Origin of the sequence: Streptomyces sp. NBC_00252, assembly GCF_036187565.1 — a bacterium.
Taxonomy (GTDB): Bacteria; Actinomycetota; Actinomycetes; order Streptomycetales; family Streptomycetaceae; genus Streptomyces.
The window spans coordinates 3,454,962-3,473,615 of the sequence record NZ_CP108087.1 but is presented as its reverse complement, the minus strand read 5'-3'; the positions used below and the strand labels follow the sequence as shown (position 1 = coordinate 3,473,615).

Genomic DNA, 18,654 nt, shown 5'->3' with positions numbered 1-18,654 from the left:
ATGGTTACATGCAACCGCGGTTGCAGGAAGCCGGCGCAGGGAGGTAGGCATCTGTGAGGACAAACGCTCCCGCCTTCGCTCTTGAGCAGGTCACGGTGCGTCGCGGCGCCGCGACCCTGCTGGACGCGGTGACCTGCCGCATCCCCGCCTCGGCGTGCACTGCCCTCGTCGGACCGAGCGGCGCCGGCAAGACCACGCTGCTGCGGCTGCTGAACCGCCTGGAAGAGCCCGTGAGCGGAACGGTGACGTTCCAGGGCCGCGCGCTGCCCGACTGGGACGTCCTCACGCTGCGCCGCCAGGTCACCCTCGTCGGCCAGCAGCCCGTACTGCTCACCGACACCGTCCTGGACGATCTGCGCGTCGGCCGCCCCGACCTCGACGAACCGCAGGCAGCCGCACTGCTCGAACGCGTCCACTTGTCGGCCGCGTATCTCCACCGCGGCACCGGGAGCCTGTCGGGAGGTGAAGCCCAACGCGTGTGCCTGGCACGGGCGCTCGCCGTCAGTCCACAGGCACTCCTGCTGGACGAACCCACCTCGGCGCTCGACGCCCTGGGCGCCGCAGCCGTCGAACGCGTCGTAGGGGAACTGGCCTCCGACGGCCTGACCGTCGTCCTGGTCAGCCACAACCTCGCCCAGGCCCGCCGCGTGGCCGAACAGGTCGTCGTCCTCGACGGCGGACGGCTCGTCGAACAGGGCCACGCCCATCACGTTGGCTACCTCAAGGAGGGGACATGAACCCCGCCGTTCCCACCTGGGCGGGCGTGGCCGCCTCCGCCGCCCTGGTCGCGCTCACCATCGTCGTCGCCTGGCGCGGACGCCTGGACCTGGCCCGCGACATCGCCGTCGCCGGCATCCGCGCGGGACTGCAACTGGCCGCCGTCGGCGCCATCCTGCTGCTGGTCTTCCGCCACACCGGACTGGCCGGAGCCATCGGTTGGCTCGCGCTCATGGTGCTCATCGCCGGCCGGGTCGCCGCCCGCCGCGCCCCCGGCCTGCCCCGAGCCCTGCCCACGGCCACCGCGGCGGTCGCCGTCGGCACGGCCGCCACCCTCGGCACCCTCCTCGCGTTCGGCGTGATCGCCACCCAGGCCAGGGTGGTCATACCGGTGGGCGGCATGGTCGTCTCCGGCGCGATGCTGGCCACCTCCCTGGCACTGACCCGGCTGTGCGAGGAGGCCCGTACGGCCCGCCCCGCCATCGAGGCCCGCCTCAGCCTGGGCCTCGCGGCGGCGGACGCCTTCGCCCCGCACCAGCGCACCATCGTGCGCACCGCCCTCATCCCCGCGATCGACTCCACCAAGACCGTCGGCATCATCAGCCTGCCCGGCGCCATGACCGGCCTCATCCTCGCCGGAGTCGACCCGCTCACCGCGATCCGCTACCAGATCGTCGTGATGTACATGCTGCTCGCCGCAGCCGCCCTGGCCGCCGTGACCGCCGCGCGGCTCGGCGAACGCGCCCTGTTCGACAACGCCCACCGGCTGCGCCACCTGACCGCCGAACCCAAGGAGGCCCGCCGATGACCGCCCTCCCACGACCCCGGGTCGTCCTCGCCCTGGCTGTCATCCTGTTCCTCGTAGCGGCCGGAGTGGTGGGGGCCGTGCTGCGGACCCGGACCCCCGAGCAACCCGGCCGGGCCCTTCCACTGGAGCGCATGGGCCAACTCGCCCTGCCCGGTGACAACTCCCGCTTCGACTACGCCGGCCTCGACCCCGGTCGCGGCCTGCTCTTCATCGCCCACCTTGGTGTGAGCGAGGTCATCGAGGTCGACGTACACGCCAATCGCGTGGTGCGTACCATCAGCGGCCTGCCCGACGTCCATGGCGTCCTGGTCGTCCCCGCCCTGCACCGGGTGTACGTGACCGCGACAGGCGCCGACGAGATGGTCACCCTGGACGAGGACACCGGCGCCGTCCTGCACCGCACGCCGACCGGCGCCCACCCCGACGGCCTGGCCTACGATCCCGTACGCGGCACGGTGTGGACCACCAACGAATCCGGCGGCTCGGAAACCGTCATCGACGCCGCCACCGGCACCGTACGCGGCACCGTCGACCTCGGGGGAGACGGGGGCAACGTCGCCTACGACCCGGTCGCCAGCGGGCAGATCCTCGCCGACGTCCAGAGCCGCGACGAACTCGCGGTCGTCGGCCCGGTCACGCTCGCCGTCACCCACCGCATCCCGCTGCCCGGCTGCGATCACGACCACGGCCTGGCCCTCGCCCCCGACGACCGGCTCGCCTTCGTCGCCTGCGACGGCAACGCCCGCCTGCTCACCGTGGACCTGAACACCCGTCGGATCATCGGTACCGACGCGGTCGGCACCGACCCCGACGTCCTCGCCTACGACTCCGCCGCACACCGCCTCTATGTCAGCGCGGAATCCGGCTGGCTCACCGTCCTGGACAACCGCGACCGTCACCTGACGGTCTCCGGCCGCGCCCATCTCGTCGACGGGGCCCATGTCGTGGCCGTCAACTCCACGACCCATCGCAGTTACTACCCAGTTCCCCAGGGCAGCGACGGCCATCCGGCTCTCGTCACCTACCGGCCCAAACGCTGATCCGCATCCCGCGCCCACCGGGACGCCGAGTCATTCACGCGGTGGACGACGGGTGTCATTGTGTGGTGAGAGACCAGGAGCTGATCCGCGCGGACCAGAGGCTTGTCGGCCGGGTCACATACGACTGATCGTTCACCACGTCGGCCGGAGGCAGTCGAATTCACCGTATTCGCGCCGCCGTTCGCATGCGGCTGCGGCATGATGGTCCGGACATGTCGGCCTTCTCTGCATTCGACGAATCCGATCGCACCGTGGGTGGTACCGCTGCCCGTGCGGTCGGCTATGCGCTGGCCGGAACCGCCTTGGCGGCGGGCCTGCATCATGCGGTGACCGACTCCACCGTCTCCTGGACGGCCGTCGCCGTCGCGGCATTCGTGCTCGCGGCCTGCGCCTACCCCATCCTCCAGGCATGCGCATCATCGCCCTCGCCGCGGTGCAGGCCCTGTTGCCCCTCTGGCTCGGCCTGACCGACGCCGATGTGCCCGCCTCGATGCTCGACGACCACCGGCGCCTCCCGTCCGCCTGGCACCACAACACCCCGGCCAGGGCGGCACTGAACTTCCTCGCGGCGCTGGCCCTGGTGTGGGTCTTCCGTAGTGCGGCGAACCTCCGGACCACGCTCTCCCGCAGCGCCGCCGTCTCCGCGCGCCGACTGTGGGAACGGCTGCTGTACGTCATCGGCCTGGTCCTGAGCCTGACGGGTATGCCGTTGCCGCGCCGCGTTCGGCCGCCACTGCCTGCCGTGGCACTCCCACGGCTGCGCGCTCTCACCGTCCTGCTGCACCGCATGCAACCCTGCGCACCCTGACTTCACGGCACTCCGCCGACCCATTTCATGCCGCACGCCCCCCTGTGGCGTGCCCCCATCGACACCGGAGTGTTCGTTGTGTCCGCACATCTGATCGCGATGCGCTGGGCGGCTCAGGGCTGCCCAGCATCCACCGACGGCAGCGCCCTGCAAGCCGACCAGAGCCACGAATCCGATCGCTACGTCCCGCCCGCCGAGGACGGCGGAATCGTCGACGTCCTTACCTCCGTCCAGATGACCCTGGTGCTCCTCGTCGGGCTGATCGCGGTGGTCTTGCTGGTGTTCCAGCTGTGGGCAGGACGACGAGGCGCGCGGGGGGAAGAGGAGGATTCCCAATGACGTTGTCAAGCGGGGGCGGTGACGCCTTGTGATGGGGTCATGCTGCTGTGGCAGCGGGGCTGGGAGTGACGGCTTCGAAGGTCCGGTGGTCGCGTATCAGGGCCCAGAGCACGTTCAGTCGGCGTCTGGCCAGGGCGAGGACGGCCTGCTTGTGGGACTTTCCCTCGGCGCGTTTGCGCTGGTAGAAGGTCCTGGACTGCGGGCAGTGGATGGCGGCGGTCTGGGCGGAGAGGTAGAACATCCGCAGGAGCCGTCGGCTGTAGCGGCGGGGTCTGCGCAGGTTTCCGGTGACCTTGCCCGAGTCGCGGGGAACCGGGGCGAGTCCGGCGACGCCGGCGAGCCGGTCGGGGCTGCCGAAGGCGGTCATGTCGCCGCCGGTCGCGGCGATGAACTCGGCGCCGAGCATGTCGCCGATGCCGGGCATGCTGGTGATCACTTCGGCGTCGGGATGTTCGCGAAACCGGCCCTCGATGAGGGCGTTGAGCTCGGAGATCTCCTCGTCGAGGGTTATCACCTCCCTGGCCAGGGTGTGGACCATTCTGGCGGCCGTTTTCTCGCCGGGGACGGCGGTGAGCTGGGCTTCTGCGGCGGTGACCGCGACGTCGGCGGTGCTCTTGGCGGTGTTGAGGGCACGGACGCCGTGGTTCTTGAGCCAGGTGGCCAGGCGGGCGCGGCCGGTCCGTCGCAGGGCGGCGGGGGTCTGGTATCCGGTCAGCAGGATCAGCGCGGCTTTGGAAGCGCTGTAGTCGAAGGCCCGTTCCAGGGCGGGGAAGTAGTCCAGGATCTGGGCCCGCAGCCGGTTGATCGCTCTGGTGCGGTCGGCGGACAGATCCATGCGGCGGGCGGTGAGAATCTTCAGGTCGACCGCGATCTCGCTGGTCTCCTGCAGCGGCTGGAGGTCGCGGCGCATGCGGGCCTGGTCGGCGATGACGTAGGCGTCCTTGGCGTCGCTCTTGCCGTCGCCCTTGTAGGCGCCGGAGGCGTGGTGCACGGTCCGGCCGGGGATGTAGAACAGCCGCTGCCCGTGGTTGACCAGCAGGGCGATCCACAGCGCGGCGCCGCCGGCGTTCAGGTCGACTGCCCAGGTGACGGGGTCGCCGTCGGCCAGGTCCAGGACGTCACCAAGGAGTTGCAGCAGCTCGTCCTCGTTGTTCGGCACCCGGCGCGAGAGCGCCTTCGTGCCGTCTGTGTCGATCACGGTGCAGTGGTGCTCGGCCTTGCCCGCGTCCGTTCCCGCCCACAGTTCGGGCACCGGTTCCTCCTTCGTCGTCCTTGTGTGCTGTCCCGGCAGACGACCTCGCTGTCACGTCCATACAAGCGATTCGGTTCGCGCATCCCAATCAGCAGTCGAGTCGTCGCGGGATGCCGGGAGGCCAATCCTCCTCAGCCACGAACCCGGCAGACACATGACAGCCACACCCGGCATCCCTGGGTGTCCCGATCTTACGAATGACCCGGATCAACCCACGAGGAAAGGTATGGAAAGGTATGGACACATGACAGCCACACCCGGCATCCCTGGGTGTCCCGATCTTACGAATGACCCGGATCAACCCACGAGGAAAGGTATGGAACACATGGACGGCTAGGAGAAGTCGTCGAGTTGGGACCGCGAACGCCGTTGCCGAGCTGTGGCGACGCCGGCGCCCGCTATGTGATGCGGCAACTGGCACGCCGCATCGACATTGTTCGAGGGGTTCCTCCTGAGCCGGTGCGGAACGTGTTTTGCGGCACTTCGGCCCTGTCCGCGCGGCTGGGCGCGGGACCCTCCGAAGGAGCCGAGCGCGCGGGCAACAGCGTGGAGGTCCTCTTGTCCCGGCACACGAGGTGTCGCCATGCCTGGCGCGGTGTTCAGTATTGCTCGGTCTCCACGAAGCCCGCGTCCACGTCGTCGGCGCCGAAGGAGTCGACGACGGCGGTCGGGTTGAATCCGGGCGGGGCGTCCTTCAGGCCGAGGCCCATACCGGCCAGCTTCTCCTTGACCTCGTCGATGGACTTCGCACCGAAGTTGCGGATGTCCATCAGGTCGGCCTCCGAGCGGGCCAGCAGCTCGCCCACGGTGTGAACGCCTTCGCGCTTGAGGCAGTTGTAGGAGCGGACGGTGAGTTCCAGCTCCTCGATCGGCAGGGCGAGATCAGCGGCGAGCGCCACGTCCACGGGGGAGGGGCCCATGTCGATGCCCTCGGCGTCGATGTTGAGCTCACGCGCCAGACCGAACAGTTCCACCAGGGTCTTGCCGGCGGACGCCATGGCGTCACGGGGACGCATGGCCTGCTTGGTCTCGACGTCGACGATCAGCTTGTCGAAGTCGGTGCGCTGCTCGACACGGGTCGCCTCGACCTTGTACGTGACCTTCAGCACGGGCGAGTAGATGGAGTCGACCGGGATGCGCCCGATCTCCTGACCGACCTGCTTGTTCTGTACGGCGGAGACGTAGCCGCGACCGCGCTCGACGGTCAGCTCCATCTCCAGCTTGCCCTTGCCGTTGAGCGTGGCGAGGACGAGGTCGGGGTTGTGCACCTCGACACCGGCCGGGGGCGCGATGTCGGCGGCGGTGACCAGACCCGGGCCCTGCTTGCGCAGGTACATCACGACCGGCTCGTCCTGCTCACTGCTGACGACGAGCTGCTTGATGTTGAGGATCAGGTCGGTGACGTCCTCCTTGACGCCCGGCACGGTGGTGAACTCGTGCAGGACACCGTCGATACGGATGCTGGTGACAGCCGCACCGGGGATCGAGGAGAGGAGAGTACGACGCAGGGAGTTGCCGAGGGTGTAGCCGAAGCCCGGCTCCAGCGGCTCGATCACGAACCGGGAGCGGAACTCGTCGACGACCTCTTCGGTCAGGGACGGACGCTGAGCAATGAGCACGGGGTGTTGCCTCCATTTTCGGCGCCCGCTATTTGACGCCGTAGACACCACGAAGGGTACGGGGCGACACGACCTCCGCGGAGGCCGAGCCTCCCGACTCCAACCCAGTGGGAGGGTCTTCCCGGCCGCCCGCGGCCCCACGGCCGTTCCTGTTGTGCCCGCGTCCAGCTCGGCTGCTGTGCACGTCGGCGAAGACAGTTGTGGGTCGGCCGCCGTACCCATGTCTGCGGTCAGTGCCGTGCCGGGACGCCGAGTTCGTCGAGGAGTCCGCGGACGCGGCGCTCGATGTCGTCGCGGATGGGGCGGACGTCGTCGACGGACTGGCCGGCGGGGTCGTCGAGGGTCCATTCGAGGTAGCGCTTGCCGGGGAAGACCGGGCAGGCGTCGCCGCAGCCCATGCTGACGACGACGTCGGCGGCGCGGACGATCTCGTCGGTCCAGGGCTTGGTGAACTCGCGGGAGATGTCGATGCCGCGTTCGCTCATCGCGGCGATGGCGGCCGGGTTGACCTCGTTTCCGGGTTCGGAACCGCCCGACCAGGACACCGCGTTGTCGCCGGCGAGGTGCTGGAAGAAGCCCATGGCCATCTGGCTGCGTCCGGCGTTGTGGACGCAGAGGAAGAGCACGATCGGCTTGCCGTCGGTGTGGTGGCCCTCGACCTTGGCCAGGGCGCGCAGGCGCTGGCGGGCGAAGCGTTCGGCCATGAGCGGGAGGAAGTTGGGGATGGTGCTGCGGCCGGCGAACTGGTCGTAGCTGGTGTGCAGGAACCGTTCGATCGTCTCCGTGCCGAAGGTGCCGTCGAACTCGCGGCCCAGGTGGGTGGCGGCGGTACGCAGGGCGAGTTGCTGGTCGATGCTCAGGTTGCGGTGCGGGACGGGCGCGGTTTCAGTCATCGCTGCCTCCAGGAGGCTGTACGGCGGGACCCAGCCGGTCGACCCGGTCGGCGAGATCACTCAGGGCGTCGGCGAAGGCGTCGTCGGTGCCGGTGCGGGTGGGGTCGGGGACCGACCAGTGCAGGCGGTCGGGGACCCGGGGGCCGAGCTGTTCGTGAGCGTTGTCGCAGACGGCGACGACGAGGTCGTCCGGGCGCAGCGTCTCGTCGATGTGGGCGGTGTGGGCGTGGGCCAGGGACAGGCCGTGTTTGCGTGCGGTCGCGACGGCACGGGGGTGAACGCGTTGCGCGGGCTGGGTTCCCGCCGAGGTGGCAGGGACGGTGCTGTGGCGCTTCCACAGGGCTGCGGCGAGGTGGGAGCGGGCGGAGTTGTGGGTGCAGACGAACACCACGCGGGGCGCCGTACGCAGGGGTGTCGGCATGGTGTCGGTCAGGGCCTGCACGCGTAGGCGCAGGTAGGTACGCCGTCGGTCTCCTTCGGAGCGGGACCGCTCGATCAGGCCGACCTGTTCGAGCAGTTTCAGGTGGTGGGCCAGGAGATTACTGGGCAGGTCCAGCTCCTGGCCGAGTTCACTGGGCGAGACGTCGCCCAGCAGCAGCCGGTCGATGATCGCCAGGCGGGCGGGTTCGCCCAGTGCCGCGTGCCGTCGTGCTCGCGCCACCAACGATTCAGACCACTCAGCATTCATTGACTCAATTTTCATTGAGCTAATGACGGCTGTCAATGCAGTCGGCGAAGGTCAATCACGTGGGGCTGCCGGGTAGGTCCGCGACCATGCGGCGCTGGACGTCGAGGTGGTGTTCGTTCATCCATGCCTGCGCGGCAACCTGGACCGCGTCCCAGGGGGAGCCCAGGGGCGGGGTGTAGGAGAGGTCGAGTTCGCTGATGCCGTCGACGTCCATGCCGTGAAAGAGGGCGGTGGCGTAGGTGTCCACGCGCTTGGATATCTCCGCGCCGCGCCGTCCGACGAGCTGGGCGCCGAGCAGGAGGCCGCTTTCGGTGTCGCCGGTGACGCGGATCGAGATCGGGGTGGCGCCCGGGTAATACGCCTTGTGGTCGTCGGGGCGGCTGGCGGTGGCCGCCGGTGTCCAGCCGCGCCCGGCGGTCTGTGCTTCGTGGTCGCGCAGGCCGGTGCGGGCGGCCACGAGGTCGAAGACCTTGACCACCTGGGTGCCGAGGCTGCCGGCGAACCAACGGTGGCCGCCGAGCGCGTTCTCCCCGGCAATGCGGCCCTGCTTGTGGGCGGTCGTTCCCAGCGGCAGCCAGGTCTTGCCCAGGAGGCGGTGATGAGTGACGGCGCAGTCCCCAGCCGCGTACACGTCGGGCAGTGAGGTGCGCATGTACTCGTCGACCTCAATCGCGCCCTTCACGCCGAGCTTGGCTCCGGCGTCGGCAGCGAGGGCGGTGTCGGGGCGTACGCCGACGACGACCAGGACGAGATCGGTGACCTGGGTGAAGGTCTTGCCGTCCGGTCCGGTCGCCTGGACGAGGAGCTGATTGTTGCCCGGGGCGCGGTTGATGGCGGATACCTGGGTGCCGGTGAGGACCTCGACGCCGTTGGCGGTGAGTTCGGCGCGGACGAGGGCGCCGAGTTCCGCATCGACAGTGGGCAGGACTTCGGGCAGGGCCTCAATCTGGGTGACGTGGATGCCGCGGGTGGTGAGGGCTTCGGCCATCTCCAGGCCGATATAGCCGGCGCCGACGACGACGGCCGCCTTCGGGGCTCGGGCGGCGAAAGACTGCATCACGGCGAAGGTGTCGCCCATGCTGTGCAGCAGGTGCACGCCCTCCTGCGGCCCGAGCGCCTCGGATCCGGTCAGGCCCTCGATGGGCGGGCGGGCGCTGACGGCTCCGGTGCCCACGATCAGTGCGTCGTAGGGCAGTTCGCCGATCCAGCCGTCCGCGCTGCGCACCATCAGCCGTCGGCTGGCGACGTCGATGGCGGTGGCGAGGGTGTCCGTGCGGACCTGCATGCCGGTGGCCTTGAGGTCGTCGAGGGTGCGGTGGGCGAGATCGCTCCAGTGCTCGACTTCGCCGGAGACGTAGTACGGGATGCCGCAGATGGAGAAGTTCGGGTAGGCGTCGGCCACCACCACGGTGACCTCGCTGTCCGGGTCGAGTTCGCGGGCGCGGAGCGCCGCGCTGATACCGGCGTCACTGCCGCCGATGGCGACGATGCGCTTGCTGGCCACCGGGATACCTCCGTCGAGATCGGAGAATCAGAGAAAGAGAGGGGCTCGGTGGGGGTCTTGGGGACGCCTCCACCAATGACGCGCAATCAGGCAAGGTGGTCGGCGAGTTCGCGTTCCAGGGCGGCCTTCGGCTTGGCCCCGACGATGGTCTGTACGACCTCGCCGCCCTTGTAGAGGTTCAGCGTCGGGATGGACATCACGCCGTAGCGGGCGGCGATGTCCGGGTTCTCGTCGATGTTGAGCTTGACGATGTCGATCTTGTCGCCGTGCTCGGCGGCGATCGCCTCCAGCGAGGGGGCGAGCTGGCGGCACGGGCCGCACCAGGCGGCCCAGAAGTCCACCAACACCGGCTTGTCGCTGCCCAGGACCTCCTGCTCGAAGGAGTCCTCGGTGACATTCTTGAGAGCCATGACGTTGCCTCCAGCGGAGAGTCAGACGGCGGCCGGGACGGGCTTGCCCGCGGCGTCGGCGTCACTGAGGGCGGCGAGATACCGCTCGGCGTCCAGAGCCGCCGCGCAGCCGGAACCCGCAGCGGTGATGGCCTGGCGGTAGGTGTGGTCGACCACGTCACCGGCACCGAAAACACCAGGGACGTTCGTGCGCGTGGAGGGGGAGACGACCTTGAGGTAGCCCTCGCCGTCCAACTCCAGCTGGCCGGTGACCAGTTCAGTGCGCGGGTCGTGGCCGATGGCAACGAAAAGCCCGGTCGCCGGGAGCTCGGAGGTCCCGCCGGTGACGGTGTCGCGCAGGGTGAGCCCGGCGAGCTTGCCGCCATCCTCGTGGATCTCGGCGACCTCGCTGTTCCAGGCGAAAGTGATCTTCGGGTCGGCGAAAGCGCGGTCCTGCATGGCCTTGGAGGCCCGCAGCAGGTCGCGCCGGTGGACGACCGTCACGGACTTCGCGAAGCGGGAGAGGAAGGTCGCCTCCTCCAGCGCCGTGTCCCCGCCGCCGACCACCACGATGTCGTGCTCGCGGAAGAAGAAGCCGTCACAGGTCGCGCAGTACGAGACGCCCCGGCCGGAGAGCGCGTCCTCGCGGGGCAGGCCCAGCTTGCGGTGCTGCGAGCCGGTCGCCACGATGACGGCCTTGGCCCGGTGGACCGTCCCCGCGCTGTCGGTGACGGTCTTGACCGTGCCGGTGAGGTCGACCTCGACGATGTCGTCGGGGACGAGTTCGGCGCCGAAGCGTTCGGCCTGGGCCCGCATGTTGTCCATGAGGTCCGGGCCCATGATGCCGTCGCGGAAGCCGGGGAAGTTCTCCACCTCGGTCGTCTGCACCAGCGCGCCGTCGGCCGTGACCGCGCCCTCGAAGACCAGCGGCTTCAGCGAGGCGCGGGCGGTGTAGAGGGCCGCGGTGTACCCTGCGGGGCCGGAGCCGATGATGATGACGTTGCGTATGTCCGGGGTCGTGTCCGTCGCGGTGCTCATGCCTGGGGCTCCGGCGCGATCTCCTTGATCAGGCCCTCGATCAGCACCTTGATCTCGTCGCGGATCGGGCGGACGGCCGCGACGCCCTGGCCCGCCGGGTCCTCCAGCTGCCAGTCCAGGTACCGCTTGCCGGGGAAGACCGGGCAGGTGTCGCCGCAGCCCATGGTGATGCAGACGTCCGACTCCTTCACCGCGTCCACGGTGAGCATCTTCGGGACCTCGGCGGAAATGTCGATGCCGACCTCGGCCATGGCCTCGACGGCGGCCGGGTTGACGCCTGCGCCCGGGTTGGAGCCGGCCGAGCGGACCTCGACGCGGTCCCCGGCCAGGTGGGTCAGCCACGCGGCGGCCATCTGGGAACGGCCGGCGTTGTGGACACAGACGAAGAGCACGGAGGGCTTGTCGGGCATCAGGAGGTCTCTCTTGATCTCGCGCCTGCCAGGCGACACCTGTCAGACGGCAGAGGAGGGCACGCACGAATCAGTACCCGGTGGTGTCAGTCACCACTGATGTGACAGTATCAGCGCATGCTGATGTCAGTCGACACTGATCTGATGCGGGTCCTGGCCGACCCGCTCCGCCTCCAGATCGTCACCCTGCTCGCCCAGGAGACGCTCTGCAGCACCCACCTGATCGAGGAGACGGGGGCCAGACAGACCAACCTCTCCAACCATCTGAAGGTGCTGCGCGAAGCCGGGGTCGTGGAGACCGAGCCCTGCGGCCGGTTCACCTACTACCGGCTCAAGCCCGAGGTCATCGCCACCCTCGCCGGTCAGTTCGCCAACCTCGCGGAGACCGCGCGCGCCACCGCCGAGAACAACGTCAAGCGGTCCTGCCCCTGATACCCGCCCCTGCGGCGACTGCACCGAGGAGTCCTGTTGACCGCCACCGAGGCCACCGAGCACGACAGCGCCGGGGAGCCCGCCCCAATCCCCGGCACCGAGCCGCAGCCCGCGCCGGGAGCCACCCCGCCGCGTAACCCCCTGGTCGCCCGCGCTGCGGCCGAACTCATAGGCACGGCGCTGCTGGTGGCGGTCGTGGTCGGCTCCGGAATCCAGGCCACCGAACTCACCAAGGACGTCGGCCTGCAACTGCTCGCCAACTCCACGGCCACCGTCTTCGGCCTCGGCATCCTGATCCTCCTGCTCGGCCCAGTCTCCGGCGCACACTTCAACCCGGTCGTCACCCTGGCCGAGTGGTGGACGGCGCGACGCGGAGGCGCCGGGGTCACCCTGCGCGAGGCCGCGGTGTACGTCCCCGCGCAGATCGTCGGCGCGATCGCGGGCGCCATCCTCGCGGACGCGATGTTCGGCAAGCCACTGGTGGAGTGGTCCACGCACGACCGGTCGGCCGGGCACCTGCTGCTGGGCGAGGTCGTCGCCACGGCCGGCCTGATCCTGCTGATCTTCGGCTTGGCCCGCACCGACCAGCTCCGGTACGCGCCCGTGGCCGTCGCCTCCTACATCGGCGCCGCCTACTGGTTCACCTCCTCGACGTCCTTCGCCAACCCGGCGGTGTCCATCGGCCGCGCCTTCACGGATACCTTCGCGGGCATCGCGCCGGGTTCGCTCCTGGGCTTCATCGGCATGCAACTCGTGGGTGGCGTAGTCGGGTTGGCGCTGGTGGCCCTCATCTTCATGCGCGGACGATCGGCCGAGTGACCAACCGGACGCAGGTGGTGGTGATCGGCGGCGGCCAAGCGGGGCTCGCCGCCGGATACCACCTGCGCCGCCTCGGCCTCGACTTCGTCGTCCTCGACGCCCAGAGCACGCCGGGCGGCGCCTGGCGGCACGCCTGGGACTCGCTGCACCTGTTCTCCCCGGCCGCGTACTCCTCGCTGCCCGGCCGCCTCATGCCGTCGCAGACCGGCGCGACCTACCCTGACGCGCAGCACGTGGTGGAGTACCTCACCGACTACGAAAGACGCTATGAGCTGCCCGTCGAGCGTCCGGTACGCGTCCTGGGCGTCCAACGGGACGGTGGGCTCCTCCGGGTGGAGACCGACTCCGGCACCTGGCACGCCCACGCGGTGATCAGCGCGACCGGTACCTGGTGGCGGCCCTTCCTCCCCACCGTCCCCGGCCAAGCGACCTTCGAAGGCCGCCAACTGCACACGGTGGAGTACCGCACCCCCGCCGACTTCGCAGGCCAACGCGTGATCGTGGTGGGCGGGGGCAACTCCGGCGCCCAGATCGCCGCCGACCTGGCGTACGACACCGAGCTGACCTGGGTGACACAGCGACCGCCACGCTTCCTCGCCGACGACATCGACGGGCGCGCACTGTTCGACGCGGCCACCGCCCGCCGCCAGGCCCTGGACGAGGGCCGGACGGACACGGGCGGCGTCGCCTCACTCGGGGACATCGTCGCCGTACCGCCCGTCCGCGCGGCCCGCGACCGCGGCCTCCTGAAGGCGAGCCCGATGTTCGCGCGTCTCGTCCCCGGCGGCGTCGAATGGGCCGACGGCACCCGTGCCGAGGCCGACACGGTCATCTGGTGCACCGGCTTCCGCCCGGCCCTCTCCCACCTCGCCCCGCTCCAACTCCGAGGCCGACGCGGCCACATCGCCACCGAGGGCACCCGGGCGGGGGACGAGCCGCGCCTGCACCTGCTCGGCTACGGCGACTGGACCGGACCCGCCTCCGCGACGCTCATCGGGGTGGGCCGCCCGGCCCGGGACGCGGCCCGTGAGGTCGCGGGCCTGCTGCGGGCTTGACCTTCCAGTCGACTCGAAGGTTTACGTTCGGGGCATGAGCACTCTGCGGATATCCCAGCTGGCCGAACGCTGCGGCGTTCCGGCGTCCACGCTGCGCTTCTACGAGACGGCCGGGCTCCTGCCGGCCGAGCGCACCGCGTCCGGCTACCGCGCCTACGACGAGGAGTCGGTGGAGCGCCTGGCTTTCATCTCCTCCGCCAAGCTGCTGGGGCTCGCACTGGAGGACATCCGCGACCTGCTCGACGTGCGGGACGCGGGGGTGTGCGCGGCGGTGCGATCCCGGATGGTGCCCCTGGTCGCCGACCGGATCGCGGACGCGGACCGGCGTGCGGCGGAGCTGACGGCGTTCTCCGCCCGCCTCGCCGACGTACACGAACGGCTGGCCGGTCCGGCACCTTCGGGGGCCTGCGGTCCGGACTGCGGCTGCACCAGCGAGGGCGGGGCGCCGGGCCCCGTCTTGGTGGAGCTGTCCCCTGCCCGCCCGCCGGCCCCGGCCCAGATGCCCGCGAAGGCCGGGGAGCCGTGGCGGGAGGCGCCGGTGGCCTGCACCCTCGGCAGCGACGAAGTGGAGGAGCGGACCGTGCAGTGGCGAGCCCTGATCGCCCGGGCCACCGAGCACCAGGACATCCCGGACGGGGTGCGCCTGGCCTTCCCCAATACCCCTGACCTCGCCGCCGAGCTCTCCTCGCTGGCAGCGGCCGAACAGGGCTGCTGCGCCTTCTTCGACTTCACCCTGCACCTGGCCCCGACAGCCCTGACGCTGACCGTCCGGGCCCCCGAGGCCGCCGGATCCCTGCTGTCCGACCTCTTCGGAGCCGCCTCGTGACCACCAAGCCTTCCTCCGGCAGGCCCTCCTCGGATAACTCCATGCTGGGTGCCGGGCTGCTCGCGGTGGCCGCCTGCGCCGTGTGCTGTGCGGGGCCGCTGCTTGCCGTGCTGGGCGGCATCGGAGCCGCCTCCTTCATCGGCGCGATCTGGATACCGGGCCTGGCCGTCGTCGCGGTCGCCGCCGCCTCAGCGGCCGTATGGGTGCAGCGCCGCAGAAAGCGGGCGTCCGCCTGCCAGACGGGGCCCGGCCCCGTCGACGTGGACATGCCCACCGGGATCCCGCACGGTCCCGGCTCCAACCGCTTGCCACAATGAACCACGCCCACCAGGGGGTCAGCCACACTGATCAGCACAACCAGAACAAGGGGTCGGACACGGTGTCGCAGGAACAGCGCGGCCTGGTCGAGTGGATGGAAGCCCACCAGGTCGCGATCTACCTCGCGCCATGGCCCTGGGCGGCCTCCTCGGCTGGGCGGCGCCCGCCTCCGGCCCCGGCCTGGAGCACGCCATCAACCCCGTCCTCGGCGCGCTGCTGTTCGTCACCTTCCTCCAGGTCCCGGACGCGGATCTGCTCCGCTCGCTGCGCGACGGCCGGTTCCTGTCCGCCGCAATGACCGTGAACTTCGTGGTCGTGCCCCTCGTCGTGGCGGCCCTGTTCACGTTCCTGCCCACAGACCAGGCAGTCCGGGTCGGCGTCCTGCTCGTACTGCTGTGCCCGTGAGTGGACTACGTGATCGTCTTCAGCGGACTGGCCGGCGGCGACAGCCACCGCCTGCTGGCCGCCACCCCACTCCTGCTCGTCGCCCAGATGCTGCTCCTGCCCGGCTTCCTGTACTTGTTCATGGGCCCGGACCTGGGGAACATCGTCAAGGCGGGCCCGTTCCTGCAAGCCTTCCTCTTCCTGATCGTCATCCCGCTCGCCCTGGCCTGGACCCTGCAGGCATGGGCCACGCGCCGTCCGGCCGGCCAGACGGTCTCCGGCGCCGCGACCACCACGATGGTGCCGCTGATGGCCGCCACCCTGATCACGGTCGTCGCCTCCCAGGTCCCCAAGCTGAACGGCCGCCTCGGCGACGTGGCGGCCGTCATCCCCGTCTGCGCCGTCTTCCTGATCGTCATGGCCTTCGCCGGGCGCGTGGTGGCACGCCTGTTCCGGCTCGACGCCCCCGCGTCCCGGGCCGTCGTCTTCACCGGCGCCACCCGCAACTCGCTGGTCGTCCTGCCCCTCGCCCTCGCCCTGCCCGACGACCTGGCCGCCGTCGTCGTGGTCACCCAGACCCTCGTCGAGGTCATCGGCATGGTCGCCTACGTACGCCTCATCCCCCGCCTCGTCCCGGCCCCGGACCGGACGTCGGTCATGGCCGGCTGAGGATCGTGCAGATCTCGCCCTCGGCACACGCGTCGGGATCGGTCACCGCTGCCCGCCGGGCCAGCTCCCGCAGCGCGGTACGGGCCTCGCGCAGCTCGGCCATCCGCCGGTCGATCTCCGCCAGATGCTGGTGGATCAGCGCACCGACCTGGGCACAGGGCGCCTGCCCGCTGTCGCGCAGAGCGAGCACGGAGCGGATCTCGGTGAGGGTGAGCCCGGCGGCCTGGGCGTCACGGATGAAGCCCAGCCTGGCGACCGTCTGCCGCGGATAGTCGCGGTAGCCGCCGGAGGTACGCGGGGGCGCGGGCAGCAGTCCGGCCTGCTCGTAGAACCGGATGGTCTTGGTGGTCAGCCCGCCCGCCGCCGCCAGCTCGCCGATACGCATACCTCCACGCTAGCGCCTTGACCTTCCAGTGCACTGGAAGGTCTACGGTCCGGGCAAGTGGCCGTGGACTGGGAGGACAGCGGACATGCGCATCACCATCCTTGCGGTACCGGACTGCCCGAACGTGCCGGTCGTACGGGAGCGGATCACCGCTGCGCTGGCCGGCCGGAGCGCCCAGGTGGAGCTCGTCGAGGTGCGCGAGGAGGCCGAGGCCGCCCGCTGGGGCATGACGGGCTCACCCACCGTCCTGCTCGACGGCGTCGACCCGTTCGCGATGGCCGGTGCCCCGGCGAGCGTGTCCTGCCGCCTCTACCGGGACGCGGACGGCCACGCGGACGGGGCCCCGAGCATCCAGGCCCTGCGCCAGGCGCTGGGCATCCAGGCTGCCGAGGGAAAGGAGTGCTGCACGGCGGATCTGCTGGATCCCGTCGGACGGTTCGGCCGCGGCCGGCGCGCCCCGGCCGAGCGCGGGCTACGCGCCGTCCACCAGGCGATGCTGCGGCACTTCGCTGCCCAAGGCGCGGCTCCGGATAGCGCCGCACTCGATCCGATAGCCGCCGTCGCGGGCAGGACCGCGGCCGACGTCCTCACCGAGCTGGACCGCGAGGACTTCCTGACCCTCGACGCAGCGGGGCGGATCCGGGCGGCATACCCGTTCTCGGCGGTCGGGACCCGGCACCGGGTGAGGCTGGCGAACGGAGCGCAGGTGTGGTCGATGTGCGCCGTCGACGCCCTCGGCATCTCCGCCATGCTCGGCGGGCAGGACGTACAGATCTCCTCCTGCGACCCGGTCAACGACCAGCCGGTGACCATCACCTTCACCGACGGCAGCACACACTGGGAGCCGACGGACGCGGTCGTGTTCATCGGCCGCCGCGAAGCCGACGGGCCGGCCGCCGCGGTGTGCTGCGACGCACTGAACTTCTTCACCAGCCGCGCCTCCGCCCAGCACTGGCAACAAGCCCACCCCGAGATCAGCGGCCAGGTCGTCAGCCAGGACCGGGCCATCCAGATCGGGCAGCAGACCTTCGGCCCGATCCTCCACAACGAAGACGGCGGCGACCGGTGACAGACCGGGCCGGGGCGGGCATCATCGCAGTCCCGGGGCGGGGCGGAGACCGAGAACGGGCAGGCCATGACAGACACGGAACCGATGGACCGCCAGGCCGTGTACGACGAGTACGCGCGCGCCCGCGAGACCTTTCACCGACTCCTCGCCGGCGCGTCGAAGGATGATCTCGCCCGGCCCACCGGCGGCACCAAGTGGACCAACCAGCAGCTGCTGTGGCACATGCTCTTCGGCTACATGGTCGTGCGGGCACTGCTCGTCCTGGTGCGCGTGTTCGGGCGGCTGCCCCGCAGGGCGAGCAAGACGTTCGCGCGGGTGCTCAACGCGGCCACGGCGGCGTTCGACCTGGTCAACTACCTCGGTCCATGCGGGGCGGTGACGGTCTTCAGCCCGCGCCGCACGGGCGCCGCCTTCGACCGCGTCACAGGCTCCCTGCAGCGCAGGCTTGCCGCCGAGTCTGAGACGGACCTTGCTCGCGGCATGCACTACCCGGTCCGCTGGGATCCCTTCTTCAAGGACTTCATGACCCTCGCGGACATCTACCGCTACCCGACCCGGCACTTCGACTTCCACCACCGCCAGCTCACCCTCGGCACAGAGAGCGCGGCCGGCTGACACGCGGACTGCGGCGGTCCAGCAGGATCACCCGGCGCCCCACCTTCGTGACAGCACCCAGCCGAGCACCGCTCCGCGCGCGTCCACGCGAGGCTCGGCCGCCATCGGTAGGACCGTTACCCGGGACGCGTCAGCCGGGGCCGGGCTGCAGACAGCGGCCTTCGCCCCGGCCCCTGGCCACGCTCAGGCCGGGACCGGCGCTATGGTCAGCAGCTTGCCCATCGCGGCCAGCACGGACGGCTCGACGCGGTAGTAGACCCAGGTGCCGCGCCGCTCGGAGGTGAGCAGCCCGGCCTCCTTCAGCTTCTTCAGGTGGTGGGAGACCGTCGGCTGGGAAACCCCGACGTCGGAGATGTCGCACACGCACGCCTCGCCGCCCTCGTGCGAGGCGACCGCGGAGAACAGCCGCAGCCGCACCGGGTCGCCGAGCGCCTTGAACATCCGCGCGGCCACCTCGGCCTCCTGCGCGCTGAACGGTCGCTCGGTCAGCGGAGGGCAGCACGGGACCACGGGCTGGCTGTCGGCGGGCTCTATCAGCGGCAGCACCTTGGCATTCGACATACGTCTATGTTGACAC

Annotated in this window: 22 protein-coding genes and 1 pseudogene; 13 read left to right on the top strand and 10 right to left on the bottom strand. The window is 70.4% G+C overall.

Translation table 11 applies throughout. The annotated features are described in order from the left end of the window. The first annotated feature begins 53 nt into the window (after nucleotides 1-53). From OHT77_RS14785 to OHT77_RS14765, 5 genes are all read left to right on the top strand, one after another. Nucleotides 54-737 (top strand): ABC transporter ATP-binding protein, encoded by a 684-nt coding sequence (locus OHT77_RS14785; RefSeq protein ID WP_328828851.1) that lies wholly within the window; start codon nucleotides 54-56, stop codon nucleotides 735-737. Beyond that, nucleotides 734-1,525 (top strand): ABC transporter permease, encoded by a 792-nt coding sequence (locus OHT77_RS14780; protein ID WP_328828850.1) that lies wholly within the window; start codon nucleotides 734-736, stop codon nucleotides 1,523-1,525. Before OHT77_RS14785 ends, OHT77_RS14780 begins: the two co-directional genes overlap by 4 nt. Then, complete coding sequence (locus tag OHT77_RS14775; protein WP_328828849.1) at nucleotides 1,522-2,565, top strand: YncE family protein; 1,044 nt, start codon at nucleotides 1,522-1,524, stop codon at nucleotides 2,563-2,565. Before OHT77_RS14780 ends, OHT77_RS14775 begins: the two co-directional genes overlap by 4 nt. Nucleotides 2,566-2,974: 409 nt before the next feature. Continuing rightward, nucleotides 2,975-3,373: a hypothetical protein gene (locus OHT77_RS14770; RefSeq protein WP_328828848.1), complete on the top strand. Its 399-nt coding sequence runs from the start codon at nucleotides 2,975-2,977 to the stop codon at nucleotides 3,371-3,373. Nucleotides 3,374-3,451: 78 nt separating this feature from the next. Further along, nucleotides 3,452-3,712, top strand: a complete 261-nt coding sequence (locus tag OHT77_RS14765) for a hypothetical protein (RefSeq protein ID WP_328828847.1) — start codon at nucleotides 3,452-3,454, stop codon at nucleotides 3,710-3,712. Between the two features lie 37 nt (nucleotides 3,713-3,749). Here OHT77_RS14765 and OHT77_RS14760 read toward each other — a convergent pair whose 3' ends face one another. From OHT77_RS14760 to OHT77_RS14725, 8 genes are all read right to left on the bottom strand, one after another. Next, nucleotides 3,750-4,964 (bottom strand): IS110 family transposase, encoded by a 1,215-nt coding sequence (locus OHT77_RS14760; protein ID WP_328828845.1) that lies wholly within the window; start codon nucleotides 4,962-4,964, stop codon nucleotides 3,750-3,752. 599 nt (nucleotides 4,965-5,563) lie between these two features. Beyond that, complete coding sequence (locus tag OHT77_RS14755; protein ID WP_328828844.1) at nucleotides 5,564-6,583, bottom strand: DNA-directed RNA polymerase subunit alpha; 1,020 nt, start codon at nucleotides 6,581-6,583, stop codon at nucleotides 5,564-5,566. Between the two features lie 230 nt (nucleotides 6,584-6,813). After that, nucleotides 6,814-7,476: an arsenate reductase ArsC gene (locus OHT77_RS14750; protein ID WP_328828843.1), complete on the bottom strand. Its 663-nt coding sequence runs from the start codon at nucleotides 7,474-7,476 to the stop codon at nucleotides 6,814-6,816. Next, complete coding sequence (locus OHT77_RS14745; RefSeq protein WP_328828842.1) at nucleotides 7,469-8,137, bottom strand: arsenate reductase/protein-tyrosine-phosphatase family protein; 669 nt, start codon at nucleotides 8,135-8,137, stop codon at nucleotides 7,469-7,471. Before OHT77_RS14745 ends, OHT77_RS14750 begins: the two co-directional genes overlap by 8 nt. Before the next feature lie 82 nt (nucleotides 8,138-8,219). Next, nucleotides 8,220-9,668, bottom strand: coding sequence for an FAD-dependent oxidoreductase (locus tag OHT77_RS14740; protein ID WP_328828840.1), 1,449 nt, complete (start codon nucleotides 9,666-9,668; stop codon nucleotides 8,220-8,222). Between the two features lie 86 nt (nucleotides 9,669-9,754). Continuing rightward, entirely contained in the window at nucleotides 9,755-10,078 is a 324-nt protein-coding gene (trxA, locus tag OHT77_RS14735) for a thioredoxin (protein WP_328828839.1), read from the bottom strand. Nucleotides 10,079-10,099: 21 nt separating this feature from the next. Then, nucleotides 10,100-11,095, bottom strand: coding sequence for a thioredoxin-disulfide reductase (trxB, locus tag OHT77_RS14730; RefSeq protein ID WP_328828838.1), 996 nt, complete (start codon nucleotides 11,093-11,095; stop codon nucleotides 10,100-10,102). Further along, entirely contained in the window at nucleotides 11,092-11,505 is a 414-nt protein-coding gene (locus tag OHT77_RS14725) for an arsenate reductase ArsC (RefSeq protein ID WP_328828837.1), read from the bottom strand. Before OHT77_RS14725 ends, trxB begins: the two co-directional genes overlap by 4 nt. A gap of 117 nt (nucleotides 11,506-11,622) precedes the next feature. Here OHT77_RS14725 and OHT77_RS14720 point away from each other — a divergent pair, with 117 nt between their 5' ends. The 6 genes and pseudogenes from OHT77_RS14720 (at nucleotide 11,623) to OHT77_RS14695 (ending at nucleotide 16,008) form a co-directional block, all read left to right on the top strand. Then, a complete protein-coding gene (locus OHT77_RS14720) occupies nucleotides 11,623-11,937 on the top strand; it encodes an ArsR/SmtB family transcription factor (protein ID WP_328828836.1) in 315 nt (104 codons plus the stop codon). 36 nt (nucleotides 11,938-11,973) lie between these two features. Next, on the top strand, nucleotides 11,974-12,756 hold the full coding sequence (locus tag OHT77_RS14715) for an aquaporin (RefSeq protein ID WP_443048018.1): 783 nt from the start codon (nucleotides 11,974-11,976) through the stop codon (nucleotides 12,754-12,756). Next, nucleotides 12,753-13,811: an ArsO family NAD(P)H-dependent flavin-containing monooxygenase gene (locus tag OHT77_RS14710; protein ID WP_328828834.1), complete on the top strand. Its 1,059-nt coding sequence runs from the start codon at nucleotides 12,753-12,755 to the stop codon at nucleotides 13,809-13,811. The genes OHT77_RS14715 and OHT77_RS14710 overlap by 4 nt, the downstream gene beginning before the upstream one ends. A 34-nt stretch (nucleotides 13,812-13,845) precedes the next feature. Then, nucleotides 13,846-14,637 carry a MerR family transcriptional regulator gene (locus OHT77_RS14705; RefSeq protein WP_328828833.1) on the top strand — a complete coding sequence of 264 codons (792 nt, stop codon included), beginning with the start codon at nucleotides 13,846-13,848 and terminating at the stop codon, nucleotides 14,635-14,637. Continuing rightward, nucleotides 14,634-14,954 (top strand): hypothetical protein, encoded by a 321-nt coding sequence (locus OHT77_RS14700; RefSeq protein WP_328828831.1) that lies wholly within the window; start codon nucleotides 14,634-14,636, stop codon nucleotides 14,952-14,954. Before OHT77_RS14705 ends, OHT77_RS14700 begins: the two co-directional genes overlap by 4 nt. Nucleotides 14,955-15,049: 95 nt before the next feature. After that, nucleotides 15,050-16,008: pseudogene (locus OHT77_RS14695) on the top strand (bile acid:sodium symporter). Here OHT77_RS14695 and OHT77_RS14690 read toward each other — a convergent pair. Then, nucleotides 15,995-16,393: a heavy metal-responsive transcriptional regulator gene (locus OHT77_RS14690; protein WP_328828830.1), complete on the bottom strand. Its 399-nt coding sequence runs from the start codon at nucleotides 16,391-16,393 to the stop codon at nucleotides 15,995-15,997. The pseudogene OHT77_RS14695 and the gene OHT77_RS14690 overlap by 14 nt on opposite strands. A gap of 85 nt (nucleotides 16,394-16,478) precedes the next feature. Between OHT77_RS14690 and merB the strand changes: the two genes are divergently transcribed. Then, a complete protein-coding gene (gene merB, locus OHT77_RS14685) occupies nucleotides 16,479-17,462 on the top strand; it encodes an organomercurial lyase (protein ID WP_328828829.1) in 984 nt (327 codons plus the stop codon). A 66-nt stretch (nucleotides 17,463-17,528) separates the two neighbouring features. Continuing rightward, nucleotides 17,529-18,077: a DinB family protein gene (locus OHT77_RS14680; RefSeq protein WP_328828828.1), complete on the top strand. Its 549-nt coding sequence runs from the start codon at nucleotides 17,529-17,531 to the stop codon at nucleotides 18,075-18,077. Nucleotides 18,078-18,260: 183 nt separating this feature from the next. Here OHT77_RS14680 and OHT77_RS14675 read toward each other — a convergent pair whose 3' ends face one another. Continuing rightward, nucleotides 18,261-18,638: an ArsR/SmtB family transcription factor gene (locus OHT77_RS14675; protein WP_328828826.1), complete on the bottom strand. Its 378-nt coding sequence runs from the start codon at nucleotides 18,636-18,638 to the stop codon at nucleotides 18,261-18,263. Nucleotides 18,639-18,654: the final 16 nt, after the last annotated feature.

Bases quoted from the DNA above. Each gene is read 5' to 3' on its own strand.
- OHT77_RS14780 (WP_328828850.1), top strand. From the start codon at position 734: ATGAACCCCGCCGTTCCCACCTGGGCGGGCGTGGCCGCCTCCGCCGCC.
- OHT77_RS14775 (WP_328828849.1), top strand. From the start codon at position 1,522: ATGACCGCCCTCCCACGACCCCGGGTCGTCCTCGCCCTGGCTGTCATC.
- OHT77_RS14770 (WP_328828848.1), top strand. From the start codon at position 2,975: ATGCGCATCATCGCCCTCGCCGCGGTGCAGGCCCTGTTGCCCCTCTGG.
- OHT77_RS14750 (WP_328828843.1), bottom strand. From the start codon at position 7,476: ATGACTGAAACCGCGCCCGTCCCGCACCGCAACCTGAGCATCGACCAG.
- trxA (WP_328828839.1), bottom strand. From the start codon at position 10,078: ATGGCTCTCAAGAATGTCACCGAGGACTCCTTCGAGCAGGAGGTCCTG.
- trxB (WP_328828838.1), bottom strand. From the start codon at position 11,095: ATGAGCACCGCGACGGACACGACCCCGGACATACGCAACGTCATCATC.
- OHT77_RS14725 (WP_328828837.1), bottom strand. From the start codon at position 11,505: ATGCCCGACAAGCCCTCCGTGCTCTTCGTCTGTGTCCACAACGCCGGC.
- OHT77_RS14720 (WP_328828836.1), top strand. From the start codon at position 11,623: ATGCTGATGTCAGTCGACACTGATCTGATGCGGGTCCTGGCCGACCCG.
- OHT77_RS14705 (WP_328828833.1), top strand. From the start codon at position 13,846: ATGAGCACTCTGCGGATATCCCAGCTGGCCGAACGCTGCGGCGTTCCG.
- OHT77_RS14690 (WP_328828830.1), bottom strand. From the start codon at position 16,393: ATGCGTATCGGCGAGCTGGCGGCGGCGGGCGGGCTGACCACCAAGACC.
- merB (WP_328828829.1), top strand. From the start codon at position 16,479: ATGCGCATCACCATCCTTGCGGTACCGGACTGCCCGAACGTGCCGGTC.
- OHT77_RS14680 (WP_328828828.1), top strand. From the start codon at position 17,529: ATGACAGACACGGAACCGATGGACCGCCAGGCCGTGTACGACGAGTAC.
- OHT77_RS14675 (WP_328828826.1), bottom strand. From the start codon at position 18,638: ATGTCGAATGCCAAGGTGCTGCCGCTGATAGAGCCCGCCGACAGCCAG.